Here is a 15,289-nt window from a genome sequence, read left to right as displayed (position 1 = left end):
GGTCAGTGACTCACGGCCGGACCGATCAGCTCCGCCACGATCTTCGCCGACATGACGACAAGCGGCAGACCGCCGCCGGGATGCGACGACCCGCCGACGAGGTAGAGGCCCGGTACCGGTGAGGTGTTCGACGGCCGGAGGAACGCCGAGCGGGGTCCGTTCGACGACGATCCGTATATCGAGCCACCTGGCGTCCTGGTCCGGCGTTCGAGGTCGGCGGGCGAGACGATGAGACGGTGACGGACCCGTCCGGTCACATCGAGCCCACGGTCGGCCATGACGTCGAGGACCCGGTCGGCGTAGGAGTCCGCCAACCCGTTGGCGTCCCAGTCGACGCCGTGCTCGGGGTCGTGGCGGGGTGCGTTCACCAGCACGAACCACGCCCCGGTTCCCGGGGCGGGCACGATCTCGGAATCGGTGGGGGCCGAGATGTACACGGTCGGTCGCGCGACCGGACGTGGTGGGCCGCGGAATCCGAAGACCGCGTCGAACTCCTCGGCGTAGTCCTCGGCGAACAGCACCTGGTGGTGCGGCGCAGCGGGCGGATCGTCGAGGGCGAGGAGGAGCACGAATCCGGACAGCGACGGCGTCGTCCGTCGCAGCAGCGCCGCGGGCCGGCGGGCGGCGCGACGCGGTACGAGGCGGTCGTAGACCTGCTGGGCGTCGGCGTTCGCGACGACCAGATCGGCCCGGCGTCGGCTTCCGTCGGTGAGCACCACGCCATCGGCCCGGCCGGTGTGGTCCACCGAGATCCGGTCGACTTCGACGCCGAGTTCGACCCGCCCGCCGAGTTCGACGAGACGGTCGTGCATCGCGGTGGCGATGCGGCCCAATCCGCCTCGTACGTACCATGATCCGAACGCCTGCTCGGACCACGGCACAGACGCGAGTGCTGCCGGCGCGCGGCGTGGGTCGGAACCGGTGTAGGTCGCGTAGCGGTCCAGCAGCATCCGCAGGCGCGGGTCGTCGAGGTAACTCTCGCCGAGTCCGCGCAGCGTGCGCCACGGCGCGACGGTCCGCACGTCCGACGGCGTGGCGATCCCGCCGACCATCGTGCGGATGCTCATCGGTGATTCCAGGAAAGGCTCGTGCGTGACGTCCCAGACACGTTGTGCGCGTTCCAGAAACGATGACCACTGGGCGCCTCGCCCATTCCCCAGTGCGGCGTCGAGGGCGGCGGGGATGTCGTCGAGCGTTCCCGGCATGTCCAGTTCGGTGCCGTCCGGGAAGCGGTAGCGCGCGGCGACGGGGAGTCGTTCGAGGGTCAGATGGTCGTGGATCGACGATCCGGTGGCGTCGAAGAGTTCTTCGAAGACGTGCGGCATCGTGACGAGCGACGGCCCGGTGTCGAACACGAACCCGTCGTGCTCGATGACCCCGAGTTTGCCGCCGACGTCGTCGAATTGCTCGAGAACGGTGACGTCGTGGCCGGTCGCGGCGAGGCGCATCGCGACGGAGAGTCCGCCGACGCCCGCGCCGATCACCAGGACCCGTGTCATCGACGGACCTCGATGGGGCGTCCCTTCCATTGCAGGTCGCCGCGCTGTCGGGCCAGCGTCGAATCGACTGCGAGACCGGTGAAGACGAGGACGGAGAGCGGATGGGCGAAGGCGTCCGGCCATCCGCGTCCGCCGGTGCAGCGTGCGGACACCACCCGTGAGGCCACCCCGGCCAGGTATCCGACGAGACCCGTCCGGGAGCCGAACAGCGCTGCTGCCGCGGGGAGTACGTACATCAGGCACAGCAGACCGGTGACGCCCAGCGTCCCGCCCGGCGACCCGAAGGCCGACCACAGCGACTTGCGGTAACCCGCGCGGACCTCGTCCCAGCCGCGGTACATACGGCAGGTGGCGACGTCGCTTCCCTCGGCCACGACGCCGCGACCGCCGGCCGCCTTGACGGCGCGCAACAGGGCGATGTCCTCGAGGACCACGTCGTGCACCGCCTCGTGACCGCCGGCACGACGATACATCGCGGCATCGACGACCAGGAACTGACCGTTTGCGGCGGTGAGGGATTCGCGCGGTGAGCGCTCGGCGAGACCGAGGGGCAGGGTGCTCAGCCAGGACCACTGCAGCAGCGGTTGCACCAGTCGCTCGCCCGCGCCGACCGCGACCTGCCGGGGGTACGGGCTCACCAGATCGAGTCCGGCGTTGCGGAGCAAGGCGAACGATGAGGTGAACGCGTGGGGCTCGACCACGACGTCCGCGTCGAGGAAGACGTGGACCCCGCCGGGGAACGCCTTCTCCGCGAGTTGGGCGCAGGCCCAGGTCTTTCCGAGCCACCCGGGAGGAGGCGCCGAGCCGGGGTGGACACGAACCCGGTCGTCCATCGAGGCCAGGCGGGCGAGCACGGCGTCGGTTCCATCCGCCGAGCCGTCGTCGAGCACGTGGATCCGGGCCGGTCCTGGCCAGCGATCCGCCGCCTCGAGGACGGCCAGTAGGCAGCGTTCGGCGTTGTGCGCCTCGTCGCGCATCGGGATGAGAACCGACAGTGGTTCCGGCGCCGGGATGTCGGCGAGACCGGGCCGACGGACCCGGCGGGCGTTGTCGAGGGTCAGGGCCAGCGACGCCAGCGACATAGCGGTTCCCGTCGCGACCAGCGGCCGCAGCAGGTCAGACACCCGCACGGCGACCCCTGATCTCGACGACGAGCAGCGGGATGGCGATGACACCCATGAGGAGACCGCCCGTGAGGGCGACGGACGGACGGCCGAAGAACACCGCGTGCGCCATCACCGAGGAAAAGTAGGTCCACAGGTACGCGGTGATGGGCACGGCGTCCATCCCGGAAGACCCGGTCGCGTAGGGATCGTCGCGGCGGATGAGGAGGTCGAGCACGCCGACGATGAGAAACGAGACCAGCAGCCAGCCCGCGAAATTCGTCAGCGGGATGTCGGCGACCCCGGGCAGCGACGGCGTCGGGTGCCGCCACACCCAGTTGCCCTGGTCGACCATCTGCGGGTCGAGGAACACATCCCACGCCGTGAGTGCATACGCACCGAGGACGGCGGTGGCGGGCCGAACCCACCGTCCGGCGATCCCCATCGCACGGACGAGTCGTCGGGTCACGACCAGCGCGGGCCACGACATCATGATCCAGGCCAGCGGGACCAGGACCGGCACGCCGAGGACCTTCAGTCCGAGCCCGTCGGTGTACTCGTATGTGCCGAACGGAAACCCGGTGCTCACACCGACGGATTCGGCGATCAGTCCGCCACCGCCGGCCACCACCGCGAGGGCGACCGCGGCGGCGGCGCCGCGGGTTGCCGCGACGTGGACGAGCGACGCCGACGCCAGGAGCAGCACGCTCGCGACGGTCAGCGGCAGGGTGCCGCCACCGGTCAGCGGAAACGCGATCTGGACGCCGATCGTCGCGGCCAGCAGGATCCACGCCAGGGTGACCAGCCCGCGGTTCCAGGGCGCGGTGCCGTCGGTTCGCCGCGTTCGCGACGATTGGCCCGATCGGTGCGAAGTGGAGCCGTCCAGGAGACTCACGCCGGTCTCCCCTCATATGTGCCGACGACCTCGGTGACGGCGAAACGGGCGAACAGTTCCTCGGCATACCAGCGCGACGGTGCGGTCCGCCGAACCGCCGACAGATGTGCGGGGGAGCGGTAGGCGAAGCCGGTGAGGTCCTGCGCCGATTCCCAGATCGAGAACGTGCCCTGCACCCCGAGCGGGAGTTCGCCGACGCCGAGGGCCAATCGATTGCCCTGTGCCCCGGCGAGTTCCGTCGCCACCGGCGGGACGGCACGCCAGAACGATGCCATCTTCGTGGGCCGGAGGCGTGCCCGGGTCAACGCGGCGACCGGGCCCGTCCAATCCGGTCCGGACGCGTCGTGGTCGATCGACGATCGCACCGTCTCGAACGGGTCGACGCGCGACCAACGGCCCTTTGACCGGAGTGGTCGCATGGTGATCCGGAGTTCCTCCGTGCTGGACTCTCGCCATCGACGGAACACGACGGAATCGCTTGCAGCCGAAGCGGCGTCGGCGTCATGCCAGACCGTCAGCGCGGCCCAGTGTCTCAGGTCGGCGCTCTCGAGGGTGAAAGTGCGTGCGGTGCCCGTGCCCAGCAGTTTGGCGAAACGCAGACCGGGGGTACGGCGCAGCATCCGTCGACCCGACGACATCCGGCCGAGCGCCGGTAGCACACGGTCGACACCCCAGACGCGGAGTTCGACCGTCGGGCCGGCGGGAGCGGTCATGCGCGCCGCCACACGCAACGTTCGATGAGGGCGGTCAGTGCGTGCCGGCTCGCCGGGTCCATCGGAGCGGCGTCGACGATGCCGAGCGCTTCCGCGTGCAGGTCGGCGATACGCTGTTCCACTCGTTCGACGGCGCCGGTGGAGTACAGCACCTCACGCATCCGCGCGGCACCGTCGGCGTCGAGGTCCGGATTGCCGAGACCGTCGGCGAGCACGCGGCGCTCCATCCGTCCCGCCGATTCCTCCGCCGCCGCGATGAGCATCGTGCGCTTGCCTTCCCGTAGGTCGTCGATGGCGGGTTTGCCGGTGACCTTCTCGTCGCCGAAGACGCCCAGGATGTCGTCGCGCAGCTGGAAGGCCTCGCCGGCGGTGATGCCGATCCGATCGTATGCCTCGAGAAGCGCCGACGGGGCACCCGCGAGCGTGCCGCCCAGCCGCAGCGGCTGACCGATCGTGTACCGCGCACTCTTGTAGCGCAGTACGCGAGCCGTGCGATCGGCGTCGGTGGTGTCCTCGGTCTGACTCAGCATGTCCAGGTACTGGCCCGCGTAGGCCTCGTCGCGCATCAGCGACCAGGTGTCGCGGACCGCGCGTCGGGTGTCCTCGGACACGTCGTCCACCGCGGCAGCGGCGAGGTCGTCGGACCAGGACAGGCACATGTCGCCGACCAGGATCGCGACGGCGGTGCCATGGCGCTCGGCGTCCCCACGGCGTCGCGCGCGCAGATGATCGTCGGCGAAGTGCCGATGCACGGTGGGCAGGCCGCGCCGGACGTCGCTGTCGTCCATCACGTCGTCGTGCACGAGGGCGGCGAGATGGAACAGTTCGATGGCGGCCGCCATCTCGACGATGCCCGCGACGCTCCGGCCCCCGGCGGCGCCTCGGGCGCCCCAGAGGCAGAACGACGCGCGCAGGCGTTTACCTCCGCCGATCCGCGCCGAGAGGACGTCGATCGCCGGCGTCAATTCCCCGCCGACCTGCTGCAAGGTGGTGGCGTGGCGGCGAAAGTGCGCCGCCAGCACCTCTTCGACGAGTTCGAGATCCGTCGTCGAGGCGCTGATCGGGTGCAGATCGGGAGCCGGGGATGCCGACTGTGCAGGCGGGGCCGAAGAGTCGGTCATCTCGGCGGTCGGTGTCATGACGGAACCCTTCGAAAGTCCGGGGGAGCGGTCGGTTACCCCGTCTTCGGAGCCGCGATCGCGAGCGGATGGGTGACGGCGACATGTGGGCGTCGGCCACGCCGCGGCGTCGCGCCTGGGGTTTGCCGCACAGGAAACGCTGAACCACCGTCGATCGGTTGCCCATGTGTCCTGCCCGCCCCCGAAGGTCGGGAACGGGCAGGACCGTGTCGAGACGTCAGAAGAGCTGGTAGACCGTCGTTCCGCCGATGGTTGTGGCCGTGTAGTTGGCGGCGACCCACTCGGCGATCTCCGAGTTGCCGCCCGGACCGCCGCCGTCGTTGCCGAGGTAATAGGCGATCTTGCCGTCCTCGACGTAGGCGATGAACTGCTCGAGCGTGGGGGCCGGATCCCCGCTCCATCCACCGATCGCCATGACAGAGGTGCCGGTGGCGATCTCGATCTCGGCGGCGGATTGCGACCCGTTGGTCGCGGCCGCCCACGTTGTCGTGGTTGCCCTCAGCGCGGCAACGAGTTCGGCGTTCGACGCGGTGTCGCCACCCGGGCCGCCCGTCATTCCGCTGCCGCCCTGCATGGCGGTGGGCGGGTTTCCCTGTTGGCCCGGGCGGGCGCCGGCCGGCTGGGCACCGGGCTGTCCGCCGTCCGCCCGACCCCCGGGGCCACTGCCCATGCCACCGCCGGGGCCGCCCATTCCGCCGCCATCGATCGAGGTCGACACCGCGGTCGGGATCGAGCCGTTGTGGGGGGTCGCCGCGGTTGCGATCGAGAACGCTGCCGTCCCGCCGAATCCGGCGAGCGAACCCGCGATGAGTGCCGCGGCAACCGCACGTCGCCACCCGCGTGCAGCACCGATGAGGAGGGCCACCACCGAGATCGAGGCGACCACGCCGATCAGCCAACGACACCAGGTCGGGCCGAAGTCGTTGCGGTTCAACAGGACAATCGACCACGCCGCGGCTGCACCGACCATCGCCGCCAGGGCGATCCTGGCCGCCCAGCGGTTGCGTCGACGCCAAGCGAGCACGCCGCCGAGTCCGATGACTGCGCCGATCGCCGGCGCCAGTGCCACCGTGTAGTACGGGTGGATCGTCCCGCTCATGAAGGAGAAGATCATGCCGGTGACCAGCAGCCAGCCGCCCCACGAGAGCACGGCTGCGGATTCCGTGCGTGCCAGACGGTGTTCGAAGCGGAAGACCGGGAAGCTGCGCACCACCAGGTAGCCGGCGAAGAACAGCGCGATGAGTGCGGTCGGAAGCAACCAGGAGATCTCGTTGCCCATCTCGGAACCGAAGAGTCGGTCCAGCCCGGTGGACCCGCCGAAGGACCCGCCGGCCTGACCGCCGCCTCCTCCGCCTCCTCCGCCGCCGCCGGAGGCACCACTGATGCGGCCGACGCCGTTGTAGCCGAAGACGAGGTCCATGAACGTGTTGTCCGTCGAACCACCGATATAAGGACGTGCCGATTCCGGCACGAGCATCGTGACCACCGGGAACCACAACGCGGAGACAAGCAATGCGGCGGTCGCACCGATGAGGTGGGCGATTCGTTTGCGCCACCCGGTCTTCGCGAACAGCAGGTAGGCGAGCCCGAAGAACGGCAGGATCAGCAGGCCCTGCAGCATCTTGGTGAGAAAGGCGAATCCCAGGGCGACGCCGACCAGGGCGAGCCACCGACCCGAGTTGGTGGCGACAGCCCGGGTCAGCGCGTACGCCGCAGCGACCATCAGCAACACCAGCAGTGCGTCCGGGTTGTTGAAACGGAACATCAACGCGGCCGCCGGGGTGAAGGCCAGCACGGCGCCGGCGATCAGGCCGGCCGCGGCACCCAGTTGGGGGTCGCGGATCGTCCGACGCATCGTCGGGTAGAGGAGCCCGACCGCGGCCACGCCCATCAGCGCCTGGGGCGCCAGAACGGCCCACGAGTTCATCCCGAAGATGCGGACGCTGAGTCCGCTCACCCACAGTGAGGCCGGCGGCTTGTCGACGGTGATGAAGTTCGATGCGTCGAGTGCACCGAAGAACCAGGCCTTCCAACTCTGTGATCCGGCCTGCGCCGCAGCGGCGTAGAAGGTGTTGGCGTACCCGCTTGCGGACAGGTTCCACAGGTAGAGCACCGCGGTGACGGCCAGGAGTCCGACGAGGCCGAGCCGTCCCCACCATGGCCGGGCGGCGACGCGTCGTCGGTGCGCCGGGGCGGCGGGATCGGACGGCGACGGCGCCGGTGGTTTGTCCAGTACTGCGGTCATGGGTCCTCCTCAGATGATTCCTGTCCAGAGTCGACGCCTCCGCCACCGTCAGCCTGGAGATCGGCTGGCAGGTGGCTGTGAACGGTTTCGGGAACCCAGACGTAGCCTGAGTCGCATGGCTGTGGATGCAACGGTGCCCGTGGTGGCAGTCGGTCTCGTCGGTGGTTTCGCGGTCGCGCGCTACAGCGGGCGACGCGAACTCGGTGGTGTGGTGCTCGGCGCAGCCGGCGCCTGGTGCACTCGCCGGTGGGCGTCGACGAAGGGCCCCGCGGTCGCGGGCGGTCTGCTGGCCGGTTACCTGGCGGCGTTCGGCGGCTCGCACCCGCTGGCGAAGAAGATCGGCGCGTGGCCGTCGGTCGCGGCCGTGACCGTCGCCGCGGCGGGCGCCACTGCCGTCGCCACACGCTGAGCGGCGCGCCCCGGCAATACCGGCCGGACGCCCCGATGGCGGCACTACCATCACCACCCATGACCGCGGGATATGGGCGTGCACGGCAGAACGACATCTACACCGCCGGGGTGCACCGGCGAAAGCCGCGTGTACCAACGGATTTCGCCGAGCTCGAGCGACGTGCGAGACGTGCGATGTCGGCGCGTGCGTGGGCGTACATCGGCGGTGGTGCCGGTGAGGGACGCACCATGGCCGCCAACCGCGCGGCACTCGACCGCTGGGCGATCGTGCCGCGCATCCTGCGGGATGTCTCGCAGCGCAACCTCGAGGTCGAATTGTTCGGTCGCCGCATCACGGCGCCGGTGCTGTTCGCGCCGGTCGGCGCCGGTTCGCTCGCCGCGCCCGACGCCGACGCCCTCATCGGGCGTGCGGCCGCGGAACTCGGTGTCCCCTACATCTTGTCGAATCAGGCGAGCGTCTCGATGGAGGACGTCGCGGCCGCGATGGACGACACGAGCGCCGGGGCGCCGCGCTGGTTCCAGCTGTACTGGTCCACCGACGACGACCTCGTCGACAGCCTCCTGGAGCGCGCGGCGGCCATCCGCGCCGAGGCCGTCGTCGTCACGCTGGACACGACGATGCTCGGGTGGCGGCCGCAGGACCTGAACCTGGGTTCGCTGCCGTTCGCGCAGGGTGAGGGCATCGCCCAGTACACGTCCGACCGCAGGTTCGTCGACATCGTCGCCGAACGGCTACGTGGCGCTGCTGACGAACGTCCGGAGATCTCCCTCGGCGCAATCGCCACCCTCCTCTCCATCACCCGCAACGCCCCGGGCTGGTTTCTGCAGAACCTGCGGTCGCCCCAGCCGCGCGCCGCGGTGCAGACCTTCCTCGACATCTACTCGCGACCGTCGCTGAACTGGGACGATCTTGCCGGCCTGCGCGCCCGCACCGCTCTTCCGATCGTGCTGAAGGGCGTGCTGCACCCCGACGATGCGCGTCGCGCCGTGGACGCCGGGGTGGACGGCATCATCGTCTCCAACCACGGCGGTCGGCAGGTCGACGGCGCGATCAGCACGATCGACGCTCTCGACACCATCGCGCCGGTCGTCGACGGTCGCATCAAGGTCCTCATCGACTCCGGGATCTACACCGGTTCCGACGTGTTCAAGGCGCTCGCACTCGGGGCCGACGCCGCCTGCATCGGACGACCGCACATGTACGGCCTGGCGCTCGCGGGAGCCGACGGTGCCCGCGACGCGGTCGCCGACATCATCGCCGAACTCGACCTCACCCTCGGACTGTCCGGGCACACCGACGTCGCCGACCTCGACCGCGAGGCGCTGCGCCGGATGTAGGCCGTCTGGCGTCTGTTCGAGAGAGAGACCCACTGCTCCCTGAGCAGCGCCCGAAGCTTGCGGAGGGTGCGTCGCGAAGGGTCAGACCAGCGGCCGCCCGGTGCGCATGCGCCACCGGACGTCGGCGAGCAGGACGTTGAACGGAAAGCCGCGCACCCACCGCGGGGCCCGCGTGATGATCGCGCGCAGGACCGCGTTGTGCTTGTCGAAGTACAGCTCCTGCCACGGCGAGAGCTGGACGCGCATCTTGCGGCGGAAGTTCTCCGGCAGGAAGCCGATGGCCATGATCTCGAAATGCCAGCCGAAGAGCCGCGAGATCACCGGGCCGAGGAACTCGGCGCGCGCGATCGACATCAGGTACTCGCGGATGGTGTCGTCGATCTCGAGCGTCTCGACCGTGTCGTTCCAGTAGGTCTCGAAGTCCTCGCGGGTGGCGGGCCACATCTCGCGGGGGACCTGCAGCGTCGTGCCCAGAACGGCGCCGGCCTGGTAGCGCTCGTCGGTCACCTCGGTGACCCCGCCGAAGATGCGATGGACGTCCTCGGTGCCTCGGTACAGACACGCGGCGACCCACAACTGCAGCTTCGGATCGAAGGCGTTGTACTTCACCGGGCTGTCGGCGGCCGAACGGACCTGCGCATGGGCCTTGCCGATGGCCTTGCGGTAGGCCTTTCTGTCCTTGGCGCTACCGAGTCCGGCGACGGCGAGGTAACTCAGCGTGGTACGACCACGCTTCATCGGATGCTTGAACAGGTTTCCCGAGTCGACACGGCTCTCGTACACGCCGTAACCGACTGCGGGGAGGCTGAGCTGCATGATCACGTTCGCGGCGCCGGCGATCACGCCGATGCCGAGCGGATCGAGGTCGCTGGTGGGAAGCGCGTCGAGCTCCGCCCGGGACATACGGGCGGAGGAGGGGAGGAACTCGGTGTCGGGGCGCTCCGCGGTGAAAAACTCCTGCACTTCGGCGGTCACATCCGTCACCGGTTGTGCTGACAGTGCCGAACTTCCACTGGTGATAGGCTCCGTTGCCATCGAACACCCCTCCTGCTCGAATTCTGGAAACGTCTGTTTCCCGTTGTATGACACACGTAACTTACCGGGGTGTCAAGATAGGAACCATGGGACGAGCACCATCGACCCCGGACAGCCGATCCGGTGCGGCGCCGGACGCGGCCGGCACGCTTCGGGCCTACGGCGGCGAGGGCGGCGACACCCGGGTCGCGCGGCGTCGATCAGCCCTCATCGATGCAGGGTTGGACCTGCTCGGCGCCGATGACGTGGGCGCGGTGACCGTACGCGGCGTGTGTCGGCAGGCCGGCCTCACGGCGCGCTACTTCTACGAGAGCTTCGAATCCGTCGATCAGCTGGTCGGCGTCATGTACGACGAGGTCATCGAAGAGATCGCGCAAGCCAGTCTGGCAGCCTTCTCCGAGGGGGCCAGCATGCGTGCGAAGGTCGCCGGTGCGGTGTCGGCGATCGTCGACGTCATCGACGCGGACCGCCGCAAAGGCAGGCTGCTCTTCTCGCAGGCGCTGTTGAGTCCGGTGATCGCGGCCAAGCGGATGGAGTCGACGACGCTGTTCGCCGGCCTCACCCTGCAGAGCACGTCGGCGATTCTCGACGTCCACGTCGGGCCGGCGGCAGCGGTCGGCGTTGCGCACTACCAGGTCGGCGGACTCAGCCGGTTGCTCGCGGCGTGGCTCGAGGGTGAGGTCGAACTCGGCAAGGCCGACGTGGTGGATCTGAGCATCGCGCTGCTCGTCTCACCCGCCGAGATGCTCGAGAAGAGTCTCTCGCGTCGCACCGGCGATGCGGAGTAGGTCCGCATGTCGGGATATGTTTGATGGCATGAGTGGCGGAACCGGCGAAGCAGACATCCGTCCGGCGACGCGGCCACTGGGCGGCTGGCGGGATTACGGCGAGCCCGAACTGCCGGTCCCGTTGGCGGCGGCGCTGGCGGCGTTCGCCGAACAGGGCTACCACGGGACCTCGGTCCGGGAGATCGCCGCGCGGGCCAATTTGTCGGTGCCAGGGCTCTATCACCACTACCCGTCGAAGCAGTCGTTGCTGCAGGGGCTCCTCGAACGCACGATGACCGACCTCCTGGCACGCTCGGAGGCCGCGATCGTCGAGGCAGGTCCCGAGCCGATCCGGCAGTTCGACGCCGTCGTCGAGTCGCTTCTGCGGTTCCACATGTATCGCCGCGAGCAGGCGTTCGTCGGTTCCACCGAGATCCGCAGCCTCGACGACAACTACCGGCCCACCTACATCGGACACCGGGACCGCCAGCAGCGGATGGTCGACGTGATCGTCTTCGCCGGCGTCGAAACGGGTGAGTTCACCACCGAGTACCCGAAAGATGCGGCGCGTGCCGTGGCCACCATGTGCGTCGGGGTGTCCACCTGGTTCAAGCTCGACGGTCTGCTGGGTCCGGACGAACTCATCGCGCGCAATCTCCAGATGGCCCGCGCGCTGGTCGGGTATCGCACACCCTGACGGCCGTCGCGCAGGGCGCCGTCTGCTGGGCCGCTTGACCCGGCGGGTATCGCCTGGCAAGGTATGCAACGCCGAGCGATCGATCGGTCGGTGTTCGGGGATCCCCACCCTGCTCATGCGTTAAGGAGTCACCATGCCCATAGACCTGCGGCACGACGACGACGTGCTCGACGTCGTCGCGAAGACCGAGGCCTTCGTCCGCGACTACGTCCTGCCCATCGAAGACGAGGCGGCCGGTGACATCACGGCGGCCGGTGGTGACGACATCCGTCGCGAGATGAACGCCAAGGCCAAGGAGGCAGGGGTCTTCGGCCCGCATGCCCCGGTCGAGTACGGCGGACTCGGTCTCAACATGTGTGACCGCGCGCCGGTGTTCGAGGCGGCCGGGTATTCGACGTTCGGTCCGATCGCGCTGCACATCGGTGCGCCGGACGAGGGCAACGTGCACATGCTCGCGCACATCGCGAGCGAGGATCAGCGGCAGAAGTACCTCGCCCCGCTGGCCGCTGGAGATGTCCGTTCGGCGTTCGCGATGACCGAACCGGCTCCGGGCGCCGGTTCGGATCCCAACGCGCTGCGCACGGAGGCCGTCCGTGTGGACGGCGGCTGGAAGATCAACGGCGACAAGCACTTCATCACCGGCGCCGACGGTGCGGGCTTCTTCATGATCATGGCGCGGACCTCGGGCGCGCCCGGTGACCGCGGCGGCGCAACCATGTTCCTCGCGCCCGCCGATGCGCCCGGGTTGACCGTCGGGCGCCACATCAACACTATCGACAGGTCGATGATCGGCGGTCACTGCGAGGTGACCTTCACCGACCTCTTCGTTCCCGACGAGGACATCCTCGGCGAGGTGAACGAGGGTTATCGCTACGCCCAGGTCCGGCTCGGGCCGGCTCGGATGACCCACGTGATGCGCTGGCTCGGCTCGGCGAAGCGCTGCCAGGACGTCGCCGTCGACTATGTCTCGCGCCGTGAGGGATTCGGTGGCCGCCTCGGAGATCTGGGCATGATCCAACAACTCGTCGCCGACAACGAGATCGACCTCGCCGCGACTCGCGCGTTGCTGCTGAATGCCTGCCACGAGCTCGATCTGGGCAACCACGCGTCGGACGAGACATCGATCGCCAAGACCTTTGCTGCCGAGGCGTATTCGAGGATCGCCGATCGCAGCATCCAGATGTGTGGCGGGCTCGGTGTGTCCGCCGACCTCCCGCTGGCCCGCCTGTCGCAGGAACTCCGGCCGTTCCGCATCTACGACGGCCCGTCCGAGGTCCACCGGTGGGCGATCGCCCGTCGCGCCGTCGGGCGTGCGAAGAAGGCCCAGCAGGCACTCGAGGCGAAGGCATCGGCGGGTGCCCGATGACCGCCACGGACGCAGCGCTCGACCAGGATCGCCTGCGCCGGTTGCTGATCGACAACGGGGTCGAGCCCGCAGGTGAGCTGACCATCGACCTCATCAGTGGCGGCAAGTCCAATCTCACCTACACGGTCACCGACGGCGTGACCACGTGGGTGGCGCGCCGACCGCCGACCGGCGGACTGACGCCGTCGGCTCACGACATGGGCCGTGAATGGGCGGTCACCAGTGCGCTGCAGTCGACGTCGGTCCCGGTTGCGCGGACCGTCGCTTTCGACGCCGACGGCTCGGTCATCGGTGCGCCGTGCACCGTGGTGGAGTTCGTGGACGGCCGCGTCGTCCGGACCGCGGAAGACCTCGGCGCCTATTCCGACGACGACGTCGCCCGCAATCTCGATGCCCTCGTCCAGACGCTCGCCGACCTGCACGCGGTGGACTATCGCGAGGTCGGGCTCGGCGAGTTCGGTCGGCCCGCGGGTTTCGCCGCCCGCCAGGTGAAGCTGTGGGCGCGGCAGTGGGGGCACGTGAAGACGCGTGAACTCCCCGACGTCGAGCGTCTCGTGGACGCGCTCGCCGCGCGAGTTCCGGAGCAGGCACGAGAGTCGGTGGTGCACGGTGACTTCCGGGTCGACAACACGATCATCGACGCCGACGATCCGGCCCGGATCGCGGCCGTCGTCGACTGGGAGATGTCGACCCTCGGAGATCCGCTCACCGATGTCGCGCTGATGTGCGTCTACCGCACCGGCGCCTTCGACCAGGTTCTCGGCTTCTCCGCGGCCTGGACCAGTGACCGTTATGCGTCGGTCGACGAGATCGCTCAGAAGTATTCGACCGCAACGGGTGTCGACCTGGGTGACTGGGACTTCTACCTGGGGTTGGCGAACCTGAAGCTCGGCGTGATCGCCGAGGGGATCACCTACCGCGCTCTTTCGGGGGCGTCGTCGGGCGACGGCGCGGAGAAGGCGGGCGAGGCGACGGCGGCGTTCATCGCCGACGGTCTGCGCCACATCAGCTGATCGAGCAACGGCGTCAACAGAACACAGTCGCGCGGTGCGCGCGCCGAAGGGGGTAGTTCAATGGGTGAATCGGGCAGCAACCGTTCTGCGCTGGTGACCGGGGCGTCGAGGGGGATCGGTGCGGCCATCGCCGACCGGTTCGCCGCCGACGGCTGGGACCTGACCATCAGTGCACGTGGTCGAGAAGCGTTGGAGAAGAAGGCGGCCGAGCTTCTCGAGCGTGGCGCCGGGCGGGTGGAGGTCGTCCCCGCCGACATGACCGACGCCGACGCCATCAGCGCGCTCGGTACGGCTCATGCGGAGGCATTCGGACGGTTCGACGCGCTGATCGTCAACGCCGGGATGGGCTCGAAGGGTGCGATCGCCGACCTACCGGTGAAGCGATTCGACCGGCTGTGGCTCTTCTGACGTCAAAGTGGGTGCCTTCTCGCGAGCCTAACGCACGCAACGCCCAGTCTCACTTAGGTTTTGATTTGCGAAGAACAAGACCAAAGGGAGTGGGCGTTGCGCACTGTCAGAGTACTGCAGAAGTTGCTGGGAATCGAGCGTGCCCGTGTCGTGGGTGTCAGGTTCGATGAGGATGATCGTGGGCAGGTCATCGTGGTGACATTGGAACTGCACAAGAACGCACGATCACGGTGCCCGCAGTGTAAGAAGCGTTGCCCTGGATACGATCAGCCGCCGGCACCGCGACGGTGGCGACATCTCGACATGGGTGGCTGGCGATGCTTCCTCGAGTTGCCCGCCAAGCGCGTGGAGTGTCCTCGCCATGGTATGAAGACTGAGTTGGTTCCGTGGGCACGTCCGGAAGCGAAGATGACCAGGGCGTTCGACGACACCGCCGCATGGCTGTGTGCGCACGCCCCGATGACCGCGGTGAGTGCCTATCTGCGGGTTTCCTGGCGGACGGTGTCTCGTATCGTCGAGCGCGTGGTCGACGACCATGTCGGGTTAGCTAGTGGTGTGTCTCGGTTTTAGCTAACTCCTTGTTCGAGTGCGGCGCGGGCGCGGGCGACCTTGGCCAGGATCGACCTGGAGGTTGCGGTCCAGACATATGGTGTCGGGTTG

14 protein-coding genes and 1 pseudogene are annotated in these 15,289 nt (G+C 68.8%); 8 read left to right on the top strand and 7 right to left on the bottom strand.

The annotated features are described in order from the left end of the window. Positions 1–2: 2 nt before the first annotated feature. The 6 genes from crtI to FFS52_RS19900 form a co-directional block, all read right to left on the bottom strand. Positions 3–1,499: a phytoene desaturase family protein gene (gene crtI / locus FFS52_RS19925; protein WP_137810707.1), complete on the bottom strand. Its 1,497-nt coding sequence runs from the start codon at positions 1,497–1,499 to the stop codon at positions 3–5. Next, a complete protein-coding gene (locus tag FFS52_RS19920) occupies positions 1,496–2,629 on the bottom strand; it encodes a glycosyltransferase (protein WP_137810706.1) in 1,134 nt (377 codons plus the stop codon). Before FFS52_RS19920 ends, crtI begins: the two co-directional genes overlap by 4 nt. After that, the gene (locus FFS52_RS19915) at positions 2,616–3,497 is read right to left on the bottom strand and encodes a carotenoid biosynthesis protein (RefSeq protein ID WP_137810705.1); all 882 of its coding nucleotides are present in this window, start codon (positions 3,495–3,497) and stop codon (positions 2,616–2,618) included. The genes FFS52_RS19920 and FFS52_RS19915 overlap by 14 nt, the downstream gene beginning before the upstream one ends. Beyond that, on the bottom strand, positions 3,494–4,210 hold the full coding sequence (locus FFS52_RS19910; RefSeq protein WP_137810704.1) for a monooxygenase: 717 nt from the start codon (positions 4,208–4,210) through the stop codon (positions 3,494–3,496). Before FFS52_RS19910 ends, FFS52_RS19915 begins: the two co-directional genes overlap by 4 nt. Beyond that, positions 4,207–5,349 carry a polyprenyl synthetase family protein gene (locus tag FFS52_RS19905; RefSeq protein ID WP_137810703.1) on the bottom strand — a complete coding sequence of 381 codons (1,143 nt, stop codon included), beginning with the start codon at positions 5,347–5,349 and terminating at the stop codon, positions 4,207–4,209. The genes FFS52_RS19910 and FFS52_RS19905 overlap by 4 nt, the downstream gene beginning before the upstream one ends. Before the next feature lie 217 nt (positions 5,350–5,566). Continuing rightward, positions 5,567–7,594 carry a glycosyltransferase family 39 protein gene (locus tag FFS52_RS19900; protein ID WP_137810702.1) on the bottom strand — a complete coding sequence of 676 codons (2,028 nt, stop codon included), beginning with the start codon at positions 7,592–7,594 and terminating at the stop codon, positions 5,567–5,569. A gap of 115 nt (positions 7,595–7,709) precedes the next feature. Between FFS52_RS19900 and FFS52_RS19895 the strand changes: the two genes are divergently transcribed. Together FFS52_RS19895 and FFS52_RS19890 are read left to right on the top strand one after the other, a co-directional pair. Continuing rightward, the gene (locus FFS52_RS19895) at positions 7,710–8,003 is read left to right on the top strand and encodes a hypothetical protein (RefSeq protein WP_171011687.1); all 294 of its coding nucleotides are present in this window, start codon (positions 7,710–7,712) and stop codon (positions 8,001–8,003) included. A gap of 59 nt (positions 8,004–8,062) precedes the next feature. Continuing rightward, on the top strand, positions 8,063–9,343 hold the full coding sequence (locus FFS52_RS19890) for an alpha-hydroxy-acid oxidizing protein (RefSeq protein WP_137810701.1): 1,281 nt from the start codon (positions 8,063–8,065) through the stop codon (positions 9,341–9,343). 81 nt (positions 9,344–9,424) lie between these two features. On the opposite strand, the gene FFS52_RS19885 is transcribed toward FFS52_RS19890, so the two are convergent. Continuing rightward, positions 9,425–10,378 (bottom strand): oxygenase MpaB family protein, encoded by a 954-nt coding sequence (locus FFS52_RS19885; RefSeq protein ID WP_137810700.1) that lies wholly within the window; start codon positions 10,376–10,378, stop codon positions 9,425–9,427. A gap of 86 nt (positions 10,379–10,464) precedes the next feature. Here FFS52_RS19885 and FFS52_RS19880 point away from each other — a divergent pair, with 86 nt between their 5' ends. The 6 genes and pseudogenes from FFS52_RS19880 to FFS52_RS23785 all read left to right on the top strand — a co-directional run bounded on the left by FFS52_RS19880 (position 10,465) and on the right by FFS52_RS23785 (position 15,199). Further along, complete coding sequence (locus tag FFS52_RS19880) at positions 10,465–11,166, top strand: TetR/AcrR family transcriptional regulator (RefSeq protein WP_065630296.1); 702 nt, start codon at positions 10,465–10,467, stop codon at positions 11,164–11,166. A gap of 28 nt (positions 11,167–11,194) precedes the next feature. After that, entirely contained in the window at positions 11,195–11,842 is a 648-nt protein-coding gene (locus FFS52_RS19875; protein ID WP_171011686.1) for a TetR/AcrR family transcriptional regulator, read from the top strand. Between the two features lie 133 nt (positions 11,843–11,975). Beyond that, entirely contained in the window at positions 11,976–13,208 is a 1,233-nt protein-coding gene (locus tag FFS52_RS19870) for an acyl-CoA dehydrogenase family protein (protein ID WP_137810699.1), read from the top strand. Then, positions 13,205–14,221, top strand: coding sequence for a phosphotransferase family protein (locus tag FFS52_RS19865; protein ID WP_137810698.1), 1,017 nt, complete (start codon positions 13,205–13,207; stop codon positions 14,219–14,221). Before FFS52_RS19870 ends, FFS52_RS19865 begins: the two co-directional genes overlap by 4 nt. 60 nt (positions 14,222–14,281) lie before the next feature. Then, positions 14,282–14,620: pseudogene (locus FFS52_RS19860) on the top strand (SDR family NAD(P)-dependent oxidoreductase); the annotation flags it as partial. A gap of 159 nt (positions 14,621–14,779) precedes the next feature. Further along, entirely contained in the window at positions 14,780–15,199 is a 420-nt protein-coding gene (locus FFS52_RS23785) for a helix-turn-helix domain-containing protein (protein WP_212743647.1), read from the top strand. Positions 15,200–15,289: the final 90 nt, after the last annotated feature.

It is taken from the genome of Gordonia sp. ALPHA1B1 (assembly GCF_005502615.1).
Taxonomy (GTDB): domain Bacteria; phylum Actinomycetota; class Actinomycetes; order Mycobacteriales; family Mycobacteriaceae; genus Gordonia; species Gordonia hongkongensis.
The sequence above is the reverse complement of the archived record's forward strand: the minus strand, read 5'-3'. Positions and strand labels throughout refer to the sequence as shown.

Bases quoted from the DNA above. Each gene is read 5' to 3' on its own strand.
- FFS52_RS19885 (WP_137810700.1), bottom strand. From the start codon at position 10,378: ATGGCAACGGAGCCTATCACCAGTGGAAGTTCGGCACTGTCAGCACAA.
- FFS52_RS19905 (WP_137810703.1), bottom strand. From the start codon at position 5,349: ATGACACCGACCGCCGAGATGACCGACTCTTCGGCCCCGCCTGCACAG.
- FFS52_RS19865 (WP_137810698.1), top strand. From the start codon at position 13,205: ATGACCGCCACGGACGCAGCGCTCGACCAGGATCGCCTGCGCCGGTTG.
- FFS52_RS19900 (WP_137810702.1), bottom strand. From the start codon at position 7,594: ATGACCGCAGTACTGGACAAACCACCGGCGCCGTCGCCGTCCGATCCC.
- FFS52_RS19875 (WP_171011686.1), top strand. From the start codon at position 11,195: ATGAGTGGCGGAACCGGCGAAGCAGACATCCGTCCGGCGACGCGGCCA.
- crtI (WP_137810707.1), bottom strand. From the start codon at position 1,499: ATGACACGGGTCCTGGTGATCGGCGCGGGCGTCGGCGGACTCTCCGTC.
- FFS52_RS19895 (WP_171011687.1), top strand. From the start codon at position 7,710: ATGGCTGTGGATGCAACGGTGCCCGTGGTGGCAGTCGGTCTCGTCGGT.
- FFS52_RS19870 (WP_137810699.1), top strand. From the start codon at position 11,976: ATGCCCATAGACCTGCGGCACGACGACGACGTGCTCGACGTCGTCGCG.
- FFS52_RS19910 (WP_137810704.1), bottom strand. From the start codon at position 4,210: ATGACCGCTCCCGCCGGCCCGACGGTCGAACTCCGCGTCTGGGGTGTC.
- FFS52_RS19880 (WP_065630296.1), top strand. From the start codon at position 10,465: ATGGGACGAGCACCATCGACCCCGGACAGCCGATCCGGTGCGGCGCCG.
- FFS52_RS19890 (WP_137810701.1), top strand. From the start codon at position 8,063: ATGACCGCGGGATATGGGCGTGCACGGCAGAACGACATCTACACCGCC.